This is a genomic window from Chitinophaga pendula, assembly GCF_020386615.1.
GTDB lineage: Bacteria > Bacteroidota > Bacteroidia > Chitinophagales > Chitinophagaceae > Chitinophaga > Chitinophaga pendula.
The window spans coordinates 1,100,891-1,116,497 of record NZ_CP077769.1 but is presented as its reverse complement, the minus strand read 5'-3'; the positions used below and the strand labels follow the sequence as shown (position 1 = coordinate 1,116,497).

At 49.1% G+C, this 15,607-nt stretch carries 12 protein-coding genes and 1 tRNA gene; 4 read left to right on the top strand and 9 right to left on the bottom strand.

Annotated elements, in window-relative coordinates; translation table 11 throughout:
• Window positions 1–10 precede the first annotated feature (10 nt).
• The 6 genes from KTO58_RS04480 to KTO58_RS04455 all read right to left on the bottom strand — a co-directional run bounded on the left by KTO58_RS04480 (window position 11) and on the right by KTO58_RS04455 (window position 9,364).
• The gene (locus KTO58_RS04480; RefSeq protein WP_095841707.1) at window positions 11–3,178 is read right to left on the bottom strand and encodes an efflux RND transporter permease subunit; all 3,168 of its coding nucleotides are present in this window, start codon (window positions 3,176–3,178) and stop codon (window positions 11–13) included.
• A gap of 152 nt (window positions 3,179–3,330) precedes the next feature.
• Window positions 3,331–4,518: an efflux RND transporter periplasmic adaptor subunit gene (locus KTO58_RS04475; RefSeq protein WP_095840545.1), complete on the bottom strand. Its 1,188-nt coding sequence runs from the start codon at window positions 4,516–4,518 to the stop codon at window positions 3,331–3,333.
• A 418-nt stretch (window positions 4,519–4,936) separates the two neighbouring features.
• Window positions 4,937–5,815 (bottom strand): helix-turn-helix domain-containing protein, encoded by an 879-nt coding sequence (locus KTO58_RS04470; RefSeq protein ID WP_095840546.1) that lies wholly within the window; start codon window positions 5,813–5,815, stop codon window positions 4,937–4,939.
• A gap of 171 nt (window positions 5,816–5,986) precedes the next feature.
• Window positions 5,987–6,421 (bottom strand): hypothetical protein, encoded by a 435-nt coding sequence (locus KTO58_RS04465; RefSeq protein WP_095840547.1) that lies wholly within the window; start codon window positions 6,419–6,421, stop codon window positions 5,987–5,989.
• Between the two features lie 116 nt (window positions 6,422–6,537).
• Window positions 6,538–6,969: a MarR family winged helix-turn-helix transcriptional regulator gene (locus KTO58_RS04460; protein ID WP_095840548.1), complete on the bottom strand. Its 432-nt coding sequence runs from the start codon at window positions 6,967–6,969 to the stop codon at window positions 6,538–6,540.
• A 280-nt stretch (window positions 6,970–7,249) separates the two neighbouring features.
• A complete protein-coding gene (locus KTO58_RS04455) occupies window positions 7,250–9,364 on the bottom strand; it encodes an endonuclease MutS2 (RefSeq protein WP_095840549.1) in 2,115 nt (704 codons plus the stop codon).
• A gap of 276 nt (window positions 9,365–9,640) precedes the next feature.
• Here KTO58_RS04455 and msrA point away from each other — a divergent pair, with 276 nt between their 5' ends.
• Together msrA and KTO58_RS04445 are read left to right on the top strand one after the other, a co-directional pair.
• Window positions 9,641–10,291, top strand: a complete 651-nt coding sequence (gene msrA / locus KTO58_RS04450) for a peptide-methionine (S)-S-oxide reductase MsrA (protein WP_307728955.1) — start codon at window positions 9,641–9,643, stop codon at window positions 10,289–10,291.
• Between the two features lie 161 nt (window positions 10,292–10,452).
• A complete protein-coding gene (locus KTO58_RS04445) occupies window positions 10,453–10,860 on the top strand; it encodes a transposase-like zinc-binding domain-containing protein (protein WP_095840550.1) in 408 nt (135 codons plus the stop codon).
• A gap of 72 nt (window positions 10,861–10,932) precedes the next feature.
• Here the strand turns inward: KTO58_RS04445 and ung are convergent, their stop codons facing one another.
• Window positions 10,933–11,604: a uracil-DNA glycosylase gene (gene ung / locus KTO58_RS04440; protein WP_095840551.1), complete on the bottom strand. Its 672-nt coding sequence runs from the start codon at window positions 11,602–11,604 to the stop codon at window positions 10,933–10,935.
• A 118-nt stretch (window positions 11,605–11,722) separates the two neighbouring features.
• Here ung and KTO58_RS04435 point away from each other — a divergent pair.
• Window positions 11,723–11,796: transfer RNA gene (locus tag KTO58_RS04435), tRNA-Arg, on the top strand.
• 64 nt (window positions 11,797–11,860) lie between these two features.
• Here KTO58_RS04435 and KTO58_RS04430 read toward each other — a convergent pair.
• On the bottom strand, window positions 11,861–14,509 hold the full coding sequence (locus tag KTO58_RS04430; RefSeq protein WP_225860051.1) for an ABC transporter permease: 2,649 nt from the start codon (window positions 14,507–14,509) through the stop codon (window positions 11,861–11,863).
• Window position 14,510: 1 nt separating this feature from the next.
• Window positions 14,511–14,843, bottom strand: a complete 333-nt coding sequence (locus tag KTO58_RS04425; RefSeq protein WP_095840552.1) for a PadR family transcriptional regulator — start codon at window positions 14,841–14,843, stop codon at window positions 14,511–14,513.
• A 212-nt stretch (window positions 14,844–15,055) separates the two neighbouring features.
• Between KTO58_RS04425 and KTO58_RS04420 the strand changes: the two genes are divergently transcribed.
• Entirely contained in the window at window positions 15,056–15,550 is a 495-nt protein-coding gene (locus tag KTO58_RS04420; protein ID WP_095840553.1) for a YbhB/YbcL family Raf kinase inhibitor-like protein, read from the top strand.
• Window positions 15,551–15,607: the final 57 nt, after the last annotated feature.

The following is a 15,607-nucleotide window of genomic DNA, read 5'->3' as shown; positions in this document are numbered from 1 at the left end:
AAAGTAGTCGTTAACCTACCACCTGTGTATCATGATCGGTCGCGGGCACTTGTTTTACACCGCTGATCTTCTCCTGCAGGTACTGGAACATGATGAACAACACCGGCACCAGGAAGATACCCAGTAATACCCCGGTGAGCATACCACCCGCTGCACCTGTACTGATAGAACGGTTACCCAAAGCGGAGGAACCGGTAGCTCTCATCAGCGGAATCAGACCCGCAATAAAGGCGAAAGATGTCATCAGGATCGGACGCAGACGCAACCTGGATGCCTGCAGCGCTGATGCCAGCAAGCCCATACCTGACCTGCGACGCTGTATCGCATACTCCACGATCAGGATCGCATTCTTGGCCAACAGACCTATCAGCATGATCAAGCCCACCTGCACATAAATGTTGTTGTCAATACCTGCCAGGTTGATGAACGCGAACACGCCGAAGATACCTGCAGGGATAGAGAGTATCACCGACAATGGCAGGATATAGCTCTCATACTGTGCAGACAACAGGAAGTATACGAAGATGAGACACAACAGGAAGATCACACCTGCCTGACCGGCAGCAGCAATCTCCTCACGGCTCATACCCACCCACTCATAAGAATAACCACGGGGCAGATATTGCGCTGCTACTTCCTCGACGGCCTTGATCGCATCACCGGTACTGTAACCCGGTTTCGCCTGACCGTTGATCGTTACGGCATTGAACAGGTTGTTACGTGTCACCGTCTCTGGTCCGTATACCCGTTTCAGTGTCACTACGGTATTGATAGGCACCATCTCGCCGCTGGCATTCTTCACATATACATTGTTCAGCGTAGAGGGCTCCGCACGGGCAGGAATGTCAGCCTGTACCACCACGCGGTAGAACTTACCGAAGCGGTTAAAGTCGGAGGCAAACATACTACCATAGTAAGCCTGCAGCGTCTGCATGATCTCACTTACCGGTATACCCAGCTGCTTACTCTTGTTCTCATCCACTTCCAGTGAGTATTGCGGGTTACCAGCGTTGAACGTGGTAAAGGCCACCGCGATCTCCTTCCGTTTCATCAGCTCACCGATGAACCCATAAGCTGTATTAGCCAGGTTCTGCAACTTACCACCGGTACGGTCCTGCAATACCACTTCAAAACCATCCACGTTACCGAAACCAGGTACAGTCGGCATGTTAAACATAAACACACTCGCCTCCTGGATGCCGAACAACCGCTGCTGCATAGTGCCCATCAGCTGTTTCAGGTCTTTTATCTTACCACGATCCACGTGTGGTTTCAACTTCACAAAGCCCACACCATAGGAAGAACTAGCTGAGTTACTCAGGAAGTTCAGACCAGATACACTCAGGTAGTGATTGGTAGACTCCAGCTCTTTCATGATCTTCTCTACCTTATCCACTACCTGTTTGGTACGGTGCAAAGAAGATCCTGGCGGCATACTTACGGCATACACCATGAAGCCCTGGTCCTCAGAAGGGATAAAGCCACTCGGTGTTTTACGCATCAGCCATACTGTAGCGCCGGTGATGATCACCAACCCCAGGATAGCCACCCATTTGTGACGTACCAGGAACTGCAGGCTGCGTTGATATTTATTGGTCACTGCTTCAAATCCGGTATTGAAGGCGGCAAAGAACCTTTTGCCAAATCCTTTCTGTACAGCAGGATGGCTATGATCTTTACCATGGTTGTTCTTCAGTAGCAAGGCACAGAGCGCCGGGCTCAATGTCAAGGCGTTCACCGCAGAGATCACGATCGCAATCGCCAGCGTAAAGGCAAACTGACGGTAGAACACTCCGGCAGGCCCCTGCATGAAACCAACCGGTACGAATACTGCTGTCATTACCAGCGTGATCGATATCAGTACCCCGGAGATCTCCTGCATAGAAGCGATCGTCGCATCCTTCGGCGACATATTGATACGCTCCATCTTTGCATGCACCGCCTCGACGACCACGATCGCATCATCCACTACGATACCGATCGCCAATACCAGCGCGAACAAAGTGAGCAGGTTGATAGAGAAGCCGAACAGTTGCATGAAGAAGAAAGTACCTACGATCGCCACCGGCACGGCAATAGCCGGGATCAGCGTAGAACGGAAGTCCTGCAGGAAGATGAACACTACGATAAACACCAGTATAAAGGCCTCTACCAGGGTATGTTTCACCTGGCTGATAGACTCGTCCAGGTACTCTTTAGTACTATAGATATTGAACTGGCGGATACCTTTCGGAAAAGATTTCTCCGCTTTCTTCATCAAGTTGTTGATCGCTACCTGTATGTCATTCGCATTGGAACCCGCGGTCTGGAAGATAGCCACACCGATACCGGATTTACCATCTACTTTGGTATCCTGCCCATAAGACAGTGAGCCGAATTCCACACGTGCCACATCTTTGAGGCGCAACACAGAACCGTTGGGGTTCGCTTTCAGGATGATGTTTTCGTATTGCTCATTCTCATTCAGCTTACCCTTGTATTTCAATACATATTCAAAGGCTTCATGGCTCTTTTCACCAAAACGGCCAGGAGCGGCCTCCAGGTTCTGGTCGCGGATAGCAGCCAATACCTCCTGTGGAGACATGTTGTTGGCAGCCAGACGCTCCGGCTGCAACCAGATACGCATAGAATACTCCTTCGCGCCAAACACCTGTGCCTGACCTACCCCTGTGATACGCTGTATCTCCGGGATGATGTTGATCTTGGCATAGTTCTGCAGAAAAGTCTCGTCATAGTCAGGTACATCACTCACCAGGTTGATCACCTGGATCATACTGTTCTGCTGTTTCTGCGTGCTGATACCGGCCTGTACCACCTCAGCGGGCAACAGGCTCGTAGCTTTGGACACCCGGTTCTGTACGTTCACCGCTGCCAGGTCAGGATCTGTACCCAGCTTGAAGAATACGTTCAGCGTCATGGAACCGTCGTTGTTCGAGTTAGAGGTCATGTACGTCATGTTCTCTACCCCGTTCACTGCCTCTTCTATAGGAGTGGCCACAGAACGTGCCACCACTTCCGCATTCGCGCCCGGATAAGAAGCAGTCACCGCAACGGTAGGCGGTGCGATATCCGGGAACTGCGTCATTGGTAATGTTACCAGTGCCAGAATACCCAGTAATACCAACAAGATGGATATTACGGTAGCTAATACTGGTCTTTCTATAAATCTTCTTAACATGTAGTTCGATTGAGTAGCTAACACCTGGTTAGCTGTGATGGATGCTCCAGCTCCTTCTGAAATGTAAAACCTTGTGCAAGGGACTCCCCTGGCTGACCGGTAGATACCGGCCAGCAACAGGTCATCCTCCCTGTACTACAATATTTTTCGGCTTAATTCAGTGGTTTGGATTTCAGCAGACTGTCCATAGACATCGGCTCAGGTTTGATCGCAGCACCTTCCTGCAGACGGTCCAGTCCTGTGTATACAATGCGCTCTCCGGGCTTCAGGCCATTACCTACAAAGTAATAACCGCCACTCTTACCTGCCACCGTGATCGGCTTGCTGCTCACTTTGTTGCTATCGCCAACAGCGAATACAAACACTTTATCCTGCAGCTCGAAGGTCGCCTCCTGTGGTACCAGTACCGCGGAATCAAACTGTTGTGGCAGTCTTACACGCCCCGTGTTACCAGAGCGTAACAGCCCGGCTGCATTCGGGAAGGTAGCGCGGAAGCTGATAGCGCCCATGGTTTTGTCAAACTGACCTTCCATGGTTTCGATACGGCCTTTCTCGCTGTATACGCTGTTGTCAGCCAGTACCAGCTCTACCTGGGGAAGGTTTTTCACTTTCTCCTGGATAGTGTTGCCGGCTGTTTTTTCCTTGAAGTGGATGAAGTCTACTTCACTCATAGAGAAGTAAGCATATACTTCATTGACGTCGGAGAGCAGGGTGAGCGGAGTCGCTTCTCCGGAGCCAACCAGTGCGCCGGTCTTGAAAGGTATACGACCGATGTAGCCGCTTACCGGCGCGTTGATCAGGGTATATCCCAAGTTGATACGTGCATTGCCGGCTACTGCCTGTGCCTGCGATACGCTGGCTTTGGCAGCCTGTAGTGCAGCCTGTGCGGTCTTCAGCTGGATATCTGATACCACGTTGTTTTGTACCAGTGGAGTCAGACGGTTCACTTCCAGTTCTGCTTTCTGCAGGTTAGCCTGTGCGGCGAGTAAGCTGGCAGTAGCATTGCTCAGCTGCTCCTGGAAAGGACGGTCGTTGATCTTGAACAACGGCTGCCCTGCTTTTACAAATGCACCCTCATCTACGTATATACGTTCCAGGTATCCACTCACTTGCGGACGGATCTCTACGTTTACTTTACCTTCCAGTGTAGCTGTATAATCGCGATGGGTAGAACCTGGTAGTGATGTTACCTTCAATACGGGTAACGCCTGCGCTGGCTGTGCCCCTCCTTCCGGATTGGCTGCTTTAGAGCTGCAACCATACACTACCGCCATAACTGCGATACTGTACAGAATGCCTGCCGGCAGACTGGTGAATAATTGTTTGCTTAATGGTTTCATACTGTGTCTGTTTATTTTCCCTAAAAGTTTCCGATTCATATAGTGTGTGCTGTATAGTTATAGTGAACTCCCAACCTCGCCTGTCGTCTACAGAAGTGCGCACAAAGCCTTCCGTGTATGACACGTTGCATGTTGTCAGTTACAGGTAACTTATTTAAGCTTGGGTAGATTCGACCGGATCCATATGTATGTATATCTCCCCGGAGTAGTATTAACGCTGATATGGATAATGTTGCTATAGTGTGTTGTTCCTTTCCGTATTAAACATCTTCATCCCTGTTATAACAGGCGCCGGGGGGGCACTACATCAGTTTCATGTTAACCTCTTTTAGATACAGTCCAACGGTGGACCCTGTTATATTAATACAATGCAAAATTAAGTCGACAAAAGTTCAAATCGGTTTAAATAATCGCGGTATTAATTGTACTTTTCACGGATGGTTTTTTGGAAAAGTGCCGGCGTATGTCCGGTATGTTTCTTAAAAAAACGATTGAAATACGCATCGTCTTCGAAGTTCAACTGATAAGCAATTTCCTTCACGGTATGCTCTCCCCAGAACAACAAACGTTTGGCTTCCATGATCCGCTTTTCATCAATGATCTGCTTGGGCGACCTTCCTATAGTTGATTTAATGGTATCATTCAAATGACCCGGCGTCACATACATCATATCTGCATAATGCGCTACCTGCGTCTTATCCCTGAAATGCACATCAGACAACTCTTTGAACTGACGCACCATCCGGCTCTGCACATTATCCGTCTGCATAAACGCAGTGTCCTGGCTGGGTATACGAGAGCTTGCCATGATCATCGCATTTAATACACTGCGGATGATCGGCTCCCGCAATATGCCATTCTTACGATATTCCTGCTGTATCACCTGCGTGAACACTAGCATCTCTTTCATCTGTTGCTCCGTCACTTCCAGCACACTGTGGTTGAACATACACTCCCAACACATCACCATATGCTGCGCCTCCGTCATCAGGAACTCCTTGTCAAACGCAATAGTGATCGACTCAAAATCAGCTTCCGCTCCATGCTGATGCACCAGGTCCGGCGACAGGAACATCAATGCCGGCGCTACTACTGTGTACTGCTGAAAGTCGATATAGTGCGTCAGCTTGCCGGATAAGATCAACATAATACTATACCCCGCATGACGATGAGGACGCTGTAATTCGGCTATGTACCCTTTAGAACGGTATCGCGCAATGCTGAAGCCTTTCAATGGCTCCTCCTGCTGGTGGCATTCGGTCAGATCATATACAGGTATCAACAAATTGTTTCTCATAGCTAAAAAAAATTGCGGGCAAAACAGCGGTAGCGACGCAAAACTACATAAGTATAATTAGTGCAGTAGGTCAAACGTGACGAACGTCATTCATAAAGTGACCACCTGCACTTATGACGGATGAATTTTTCCGGCACAACGCCGTCTTACCCCATTTATGATGCAGAAAATTCATGCTTTTACTTCCTCCACCTCCGGCAACCCCTTAATGACGTACCAAGGTATAATTCCCCCTATGACCACCCCGGCTATCAGGTGCATGGGTACTGCCAGCCAAAGGAACCCCTCCGGGATCACATTACCAGATGGCAGTACTCCATCCCCAATCAGCGGTAATACCGTCAGGATCGCCAGTACCATTGCTATCAGCTTAAAGTACACCGGCCTTGCCTTGAAAGTAATGACCAATATATAAAACCCGAATGCCGCTGCCAACGAGCCTACCAGGCTGCTGCTGGCGATACCCAGGGAGGAAAATTCTGCCGGGATCTCATAATCCGTAAAAAGGATAAACATCCAATACCATACAAAACAAAGCCAGGCAGTTATAAAAGCCGCCAGTAAAGAGGCGTGCAAAGTTCTTCTGAAAGTCATCTCCGGTTTCATAGTGTCTAATCTATTTAGTGAATAAATAATTAGCCGGCTAATTATCAAGTGTTAAGAAAAGCCTGGGCACACTTCGCCCCTGCGCTTTTAAATCATATAAAAGTGTTGGAATATAATCAGGAGAAATTCTCCAGTACCTGCATCAATAGTCGCTTCAGTAATACCTTCTCCTCCGTCGAAAGATTTGCGGTCATCTGCTCCTCCAACTCTCCCCAGGTTCGCTTGGCTATCTCACAAGCCGTCTCCTTTCCCTTATCCGTCAGATAAACCCTGATCGCACGCTGATCTTCGCTGCACTTCACCTTCTCCAAAAATCCGTTCTTCTCCAGGCGCCCTACCATCCGGGTGGTCGTGACCGCCGAAACTCCCATTTCAGTTGTCAACTCGTTCAGCGTGATTCCTTCCTGCTGCGAGACATGCTCCAGCATCAACTCCTGCCCAGCATGCAACTCATGCATACCCAGCAACTCATTCGCTTTATTACGGTGCGCCTTGCATATCTGCACCATCAGATAACTGATGGTATTACACATGGGCATTTTTTTCATGGGACAAAAGTAATATAATTAGCCGACTAAACAAATAAATCTTACCTATACCTCCATAAATGTCCTCAATACCCCCGCGTGATAAAAAAGCATCAAATACCGCCAAAAAGTCGCAGCTTTCGCCGCCCTCTCCTATAATATTCCTATATCATTCCTATAACATTCGTATAACTAAGGTATATCATTCCTATATCCAAACCAGCACAATCAAATGAATATCAATATATTAAGAAATCCACCGGCGGCCCCTCACTGATACAATATTCACCTGATCTGCCACCTACTGCCCCATTTCCTTCTCTTTCTTCTCCTGCACCACCACCAGATCCGACAACTTCACATTCATCGGGATATTCCCCAACTGCACGATACCCCGCTTATCCCTGATCTCTATCAGCTTACCTACCTGGTTGTTCGTCCGGATCTTCACCTGGTCACCCACCTGCACACTGGTCCCCACTTCCTCAAACTTGTCCTGCACCCGGCGCTGTATCTTTTGATCGATCTGCTTATCCTTCTTACGAAACAATAACGCCTCCGCCTGCTGCAGCACCCGCTGCTTATCATCCGATCGCTTCCAGTCCATCACGATCTGCTTCATTTTACGCTCCATATCTTTCAGATATGCCAGCTCCTCTTCCTTGATCTGGTTCTGCAACCGCAACACCGCATACTGCTGCTGCTTACGCTCCTTGTCAGATAATACCTCGTACTCTTTCTTCAGTTTCTCATTCTGCTTCAGCAACTGCTGCAACTCCTGCTCCTTCGCCTCCACCTGCTGCAGATCCTGCTCCGCCTTGTTCAGCAGCTTATCCAGCCGGAAATGACCGTCATCCACCAGCTTCTTCGCCCTCGCAATCAGCTCCGGCGCCATCCCGATACGCTCGGCAATAGAGAACGTATAAGAACTACCGGGCTTACCCACCATCAGTTTATATAAAGGCATCAGCGTCTGCTCGTCAAATCCCATCGCGCCGTTCATAATACCCCGCACCTTGTTGGCCATGATCTTCAGGTTCAGGTAGTGCGTCGTCACAATACCAAAGGCATGTTTCCTCGCCAGCTCCTCCATAATCACCTCCGCAAAAGCGCCCCCCAGGTTAGGGTCCGATCCGCTCCCCAGCTCATCAATAAAAAACAGGGTCTTACCGTTCGCATTCTCAATGAAATACTTCATGTTCTTCAGGTGCGAACTGTAGGTACTCAGCTCAAACTCCAGCGACTGTGTATCCCCGATGTGGATCATCAGCTGCCGGAAAATACCCAGTTGGGAAGAAGGATGCACCGGCACCAGCAATCCCGCCTGCGCCATCAGCTGGATCAACCCGATCGTTTTCATCGTCACCGTTTTACCGCCAGCGTTAGGTCCGCTGATCACCAGGATATGATGCTCCCGGTCCAGCTTGATCGTCACCGGTATGGTAGGTTTACCGCTCTTACGGTTATACAGTAATAATAATGGATGATATGCATTGATCAGGTTCACCTCCGAATGCGGGGTCAGACTGGGGAAATGGGCGTCCATATCCATCGCCAGTTTAGCTTTGCCCCGCACAAAATCATAGGTACCCAGTATATCATGGTAACCGCTGAGCAGTGGCGCAAAATGCGACAATGCCTGCGTTAGCGCCTTGAGGATACGGTATACCTCCCGGCTTTCCTCCCGCTCCAGCGAGAATACCTCGTTATTCAGTTCTATTGTCTCTTCCGGCTCAATAAAAGCGGTCTTACGTGTGTCAGATTCCCCGTGCAGGATACCTTTCACCATCCGCTTGTTCTCCGCAAAAATGGCTACCACCCTACGCCCGCTCAGGAACGCCTCCTCAATATCGGCCAGGTAGCCTTGCTTATGCAGCTTCTGCAACACCCGGTCAAATGCCCGCCGCAGCTCATTCCGCTTGCGGAACAGCTGCATACGTATCTTCGCCAGATCTTCAGACGCATTGTCACGCACCTGCGCATCTTCATCCACCACATCGTCGATCATTGCCGATATCCGTTTCTCATATTGAGTATTGGCAATGATCTGGTACAGCCCTGCATACTGTACCTTCCGGTCCGAATCAAAGAAACGGGTTATGCTGTGCATACTCTCTGCCAGCTTACGTATCTGTAATAACTGCTCTCCGCTGAGCACAGCACCCTGGATACCTAACAGGCGCAGCTCATTCTTGAGGTTGAGGATATAATCGTTGGGAAAGTATTGCTGTAACAAAAGCAGCTGCTTGTACTCGTGGGCCTGCTGTAATGCTAATCGTACGTAGTCAATATGTGTATGAAGGCGCAGCTCTGCTGCCATCTGTTTACCCAATTCCGTTTTGCAGTGCTCCTGCAGTAGATCCTGTATTTTGTCAAACTCCAGCTGTGTCAGTGCTGATTCAGGAAAAAATTTCACTTCTTAAGATATGTTTTTTGTGATGTCATTCCGCCCTTACCGCCTCGCGGCACGGGACAAATAAATATAATGTTAGTGCTGTCAGATCGTATCCCCGGGTACGTCGTCCATCCCCTCCACCCGGCGCGGCTATAAGCCTGGCACGTAAAAGAATGTTAAAGTTACTTAACTTGAACATCTAAAGCATCAGCGATAACGTAATTTTAAACCGGAAGATGATAAATAAAGATCATCATATGACACACTATGTACATCAAAGGGTTTAACATTACAACTATGCTAAAATATACCATGCTGGCTATCTGTATGGCAATTACCATCCTAGCCTGCGCTCAAAACAATAAAAAGAACAATAAAGTACCAGGAGATATGGAAATCAGCAAAGATACGAAAACCGCCGTTGCCGTCTTCGGAACAGGCTGCTTCTGGTGTACAGAAGCCCAATTCCAGCTGCTTAACGGCGTATTGAAAGCAGAGTCCGGCTATTCCGGCGGCACCGTCGTTAACCCGACCTACGAAGAAGTATGTAACGGTACCACCGGCCACGCAGAAGTGATCCGTGTTACCTACGACCCGACCGTCATCTCCTACGATGAACTGCTGGCCGCCTTCTTCCAGGCCCACGATCCTACCCAGCTGAATCGCCAGGGCAACGACGTCGGCACACAATACCGCTCCGTGATCTTCTATGGCAACGAAGACGAAAAGAAAAAAGCCGAATACTACAAACAAAAACTGCAGGAAGCCGATGCCTACGACAACCCGATCGTAACCGAGATCTCCCCGCTGAAGAACTTCTATAAGGCTGAAAACTACCACCAGGACTATTATAACCTGAATGGCTCACAACCTTATTGCTCTTTCGTAATACGGCCTAAACTGGAGAAATTCAAAAAGGTATTTAAGGATAAATTAAAACAGCAATAACGCCGGCTGACAACACAAAGACATCGTCGCAGTACCCTTCTACGGTACTGCGATTTTTTTTATACCAGTCATCCTTCTTCCACTCCTCCCCTCTCCTGCTGGTCATATCACCGGAAAATACTATCTTATAGGCATTTTCAAACGCTTTAAAACCACGTATATTGACAGCTGGTACCCCTACGTACTGCCCTCACTGCGGCAGCAGCGATATTACCATCTACGGCAGTCCGGATCATTCCGGCTCACAGGAATACACCTGCCGCACCTGCCATCGCTCTTTCCGCTTACAATCCCCTTCACTTAACGACAGTCAGCTGGAAAAACTTACCGTCGATATCTGCCTGAAAAATGGTTATCTGGCAGGCATCCACTATTACATCACACACAAAAGCCAGCAATTGGGTACGCGCTATTCCCTGGCAAAGGCCAAACAGGAAGTCGACGAGCTGCTGGCATCACGCGGACTCTCCGATTCCGTAAAAAAGAAACGTAGCGGCATCGGTTGCCTGCTGGTTATCATACTGGCCAGTATTGCACTCGCCGTCTACTATTTTTTCCTGAAAAAATAGACCGCCCAGCACATAAAAAGCCCCCTGCTGATAACAGGGGGCTTTGCTATGATTAAGAGTGTATACAATCCACTACAGGCGCCAGTCCACCGGCTGTTTACCAGCTTTGATCAGCAGCTCGTTAGTACGGGAAAAATGTTTACAACCGAAAAAGCCCTTGTCTGCACTGAATGGAGAAGGGTGTGCCGCTTTCAGGATATGATGACGGGTCGCATCGATCAGCACTTGTTTATCCTGTGCAAAACGGCCCCACAGCAGGAATACCACATCCTGCTTCTGATCGGATATCTTACGTATCACCGCATCCGTGAATGTCTCCCAGCCACTCTTACTGTGCGAGGCCGGCTCACCTGCCCGCACCGTCAATATCGCATTGAGCAGTAATACCCCCTGCTCCGCCCAGCGGGTCAGATTGCCTCCCGCAGGAATAGGCACTCCCAGATCGCTGTTCAGCTCTTTATAAATGTTCACCAATGATGGCGGCGGCTTCACCCCATCCTGCACAGAAAAACAAAGACCGTGCGCCTGGTTAGGCCCATGATAAGGGTCCTGCCCTAATATCACCACCTTTACGTTGTCAAATGGAGTTTTGTCAAATGCATAAAAGATCTGGCTACCCGAAGGATAAATTGTCTTACCCAATGCCTTCTCATGTTTCAGAAACATGGCAATCTGCTCAAAGTAGGCTTTCTGAAATTCGTCTTTCAATACCTCTTTCCAACTGGCTTCTATTTTAACATCCATAAACAGTTTAATTTTTTTAAATGCCTATATTTGCATTATTGACAAAATATTTTATACATTTGCACTCCCAAAACGGAAGATATAAAGAAATATCTATTTCACCGAAAAGGGAACAAATGGTCCAGTAGCTCAGCTGGATAGAGCAACTGCCTTCTAAGCAGTAGGTCTCAGGTTCGAATCCTGACTGGATCACAAAAAAAAGAGACGGTGCTTTCACACCGTCTCTTTTTTTTGTAGCTATCCGCCCGCCAGTATTCTATTCACTCCTCAGCACCGCCACCGGGTTACTCCTCGCCGCCTTCAACGTCTGCGATCCGATCATAATGAACGCGATCAGCAACACCGCCAGCAAACCTACCAGCAGCTCCGGGAGATGCACCGGGGTATGATAAGGGAAATGAGGCAGCACGATACCTTCAAAGAAACAATACGTAGCTGGCAGCGCAATAAGTGCTGATACTGACAAGAGCACCAAAAACCCGCGGCTCAGCAAAAATATCAGGTTGCCAGTGCTGGCACCCATCGTCTTCCGGATACCAATCTCCTTCAGCCGGGTCTCCGTCGTAAACACCACCATACCAAACAATCCCATTGACGCAATGGAAATGGCCAGGAACGCAAGGAAACCGATGATCTTGATCATAGTGGAAAACTCACGGTACGCCTCTTTTATCTCATCGTCATAGAACGCAGCCGTAAAAGGATGTACACGGTCGATCTTCTTCCACGCCGCCTCGATCTTCGCCAGCGTAGCCGGCATATCCTTACTTTGTATTTTGGCGCTGATAATAACCCGGTCCTCAGGTGTCCACGAAGTAAAGGCTACCGGTCCGATAAGGTTATCCACCTTACCATAATGAAAGTCCTGCATAACCCCCACGATAGTCATTTTACGTCCATTCAATATGACCTGCTCGTCGATCGCTTTCTCCGGATGGCGGCCACCGATATTGAATCGCTTTAACACCTGCTCGTTAACGATCACCTCACCGACAGCCTCCGCAGTGGCAGGCCGGGATACAAAATTCCGGCCGGCGAGGAGCTTATAGTTATGCAACGGTAAATAGTTTTCATCCACATGGTTGGTCATCACCCCGACAGAATCCCGCGAATCCTTGTATTTCATACTGCCGCCCCAGGCATTTCCCACACCCGTCGTGATCAGCGACCGCGACACTCCCGTTACTTCCGGCATCTCCCCAAGCTCCCGCAGCAATACGTCGGATTTATTATCCAGCGTATTAATATTCAGGATATTCGCCGTACTGAAACCCAGATCAAAGGCTAGTATGTTCTTATATTGCACATAGCCGACAGCAGTGATCGTAATAAAGATCAGCGTAACAGTATATTGGATCACCACCAGACTACGCCTCAATGTGAGATGTTTGAACACCTTCATCGATGACACACTGCCGAACGCATTAATAGGACTCACCTTCGAAAAGAAAACAGCGGGCAGGAAACCAGCCATTACACCTATACCGACAGAGAAAACAACGAAAGCTATTACCATAGCAGGCGTAAGGTCAAGCTTCACGGTACGCTGCATCTCCGGTGCAATGTTGATCAACAATGGCCGCAATACAAGAAACAAAAGGAAGGAAAGCACCAGGGCGGCCAGGGAGATCATCACCGCCTCAGCCAGGAACTGTAGCCGCACCTGCCCTCTGCCCGCACCAATAGCCTTGCGAAGCCCTATTTCTTTAATACGGCGCATCGCCCGCGCTATAGAAAGATTAGTATAGTTGAAACAGGCAGACAATACCACGATAAATGCCAGCCCGCCGAGTATCCAAAGTACAACAGGAGACACATGAGGCCCCGAAAAGCCAGGCCCACCCTCCGGTTGCCGCAGGTGCTCCCCCACCACGATATCATATAGCGGAAGCAACTCCAGCTGGATCTTATCATTTTCTTCCCCCTGGTTTTCCTCCCGGGCAAGTGTGTTGAGCTGCGACTGTATAGCTCCCATGTCAGCATTCTCCGAAGGCAGTACGTACACGGAATTAGACCACATGTTTGCCCAGGAAGCGAAATTTTTATCGCCTTTATTAAGCTGCTCCGCAGTAGATAATGATACCAATGCCTCGAAACTGATATGCGAAAAGAAAGGAACATCTTTAACAATACCCGTCACCTGGTATACGACAGTATCGACCTTGATAGTCTTGCCAAGTGCCGCCTGGTCGCCAAACAGCTTCCTGGCAGCCGTCTTCGTCAGCACGATGGAATAAGGAACTTTTAATGCCGTTTCCACATTCCCTTCTTCCATCGGAAATGTAAAGACCTTGAATACAGAAGGCTCCGCCCAGAAGCCCTTGATGGGTAATACATTGTCACCCACCGCAGCATCACCCGAAAAATCGTTGCGCATCACCGTCACCTCCTCAATGCCACTCACCTTATCGCGGATAAGCCTTCCCGCCTTAAAAGAGGCAGACGCGAACTTACCGTTTTGTTCATTTTTGGAGGTCAACGTACTAGTGATACGATAGATCCTGTCACCATTTTTGTGGAACCTGTCATAGGAATGTAGGTCCAGTACAAAAGCAATCAGCAGTAACCCCACCGACATACTGATGGCGAGGCCTGAGATATTGATGAAAGAGAACAGCTTGTTGCGCATGATGTTGCGCCCGGATGTTTTGACATAGCTTCCGATCATGATATGGTTCATAAAAAGGTGGAAAAATATTGATCTGCTTACTGTATAGCTCCTGAAAAATTTGAAGGCATCAATGATGTAGATCAGCTTCGCACGACGTGCCCCGATAGATCGTACGTTCCGCTCGAAACATTCGTGCAGGTCCCCTGTGAGGTCCTCTACGAGCCCAGGCTTACAATACCACTCTATAAATCGCTGCGCCCATGCGGGCGGATGATGTTCCCGTTGTGATTTCATACTACATTTTTCCCCACACAAGCGATGGTATCCTGGCCCATAACTGATCACGCATCGCTTTAGCGTTCATCAAGGCTGATTTACCCTGCATAGTGAGCTGATAAAATCTTTTCCGCTTACCGCCACGTGCCATCGTTGCCTCTCCCAACTCACTTTTCAACAGCCCCTTCTCTTCTAAACGGTTAAGCACCGCGTGCACCACGCCAAGTTTTACAGTACGACCGGTATGGTCCGATAGCTCATCACAGATCGCCACACTATAGGCTTCATCCGTCAATGCCGCCACCGTGAGTAATACCAGTTCTTCGAATTCTCCGAGGTTTGTGCCTTTCATCTTAAACTATTAATTCCTTAAATGTATGTAAAACTATTATACATACAAAACGTGAATAAATAAACGGTCCATTATCCGGCTGGCCGGTGGCCTATTCTTATCACAATGAACCTTTTTCAACACTTTTTGACGCCCGCCCTATATCCCTACCCCGCCGCCGCGTACGACCTTTGTCCTGTCAACGCTCATTATTCGCACACAAACATTACACAATGGAAACAACATTCACCTTAAAGAGCCTGGAACTGGGTGGGCAACTATCCAACAAACAGTATGTCAACAACATGGGATATACCGGCGACAATCAATCTCCCCAGCTGTACTGGGAGCATGCGCCTGCCAACACTAAAAGTTTTGCCGTGACCATTTATGACCTGGATGCACCTACCGGCAGCGGCTTCTGGCATTGGTTAGTATTCAACATCCCTGCCGCCGTGACCTCCCTGCCGGCCGGTGCCGGCAGCCCTGATGCAGGCCTTTTGCCTGCCGGCGCCATACAGAGCATCACCGACCTGGGCGAACCGGGATATGTAGGCGCTGCGCCTAATCCAGGCCCCGATCACCGCTACCTTATTACCGTATATGCGCTGGACAAATCGCTGGACCTCCCGCAACAAGCCAGCCCTGCCTTCGTGGGTTACAACCTGCACTTCGCCTCCATCGCCAAAGCCTCCCTGCTGGTATATGGCCAACCGAATGCCCGCTAAAAAAAGGACGCCCGTAAAGCACCCAACACCGTATGCGACTGCTCAATGTCCGCGTGC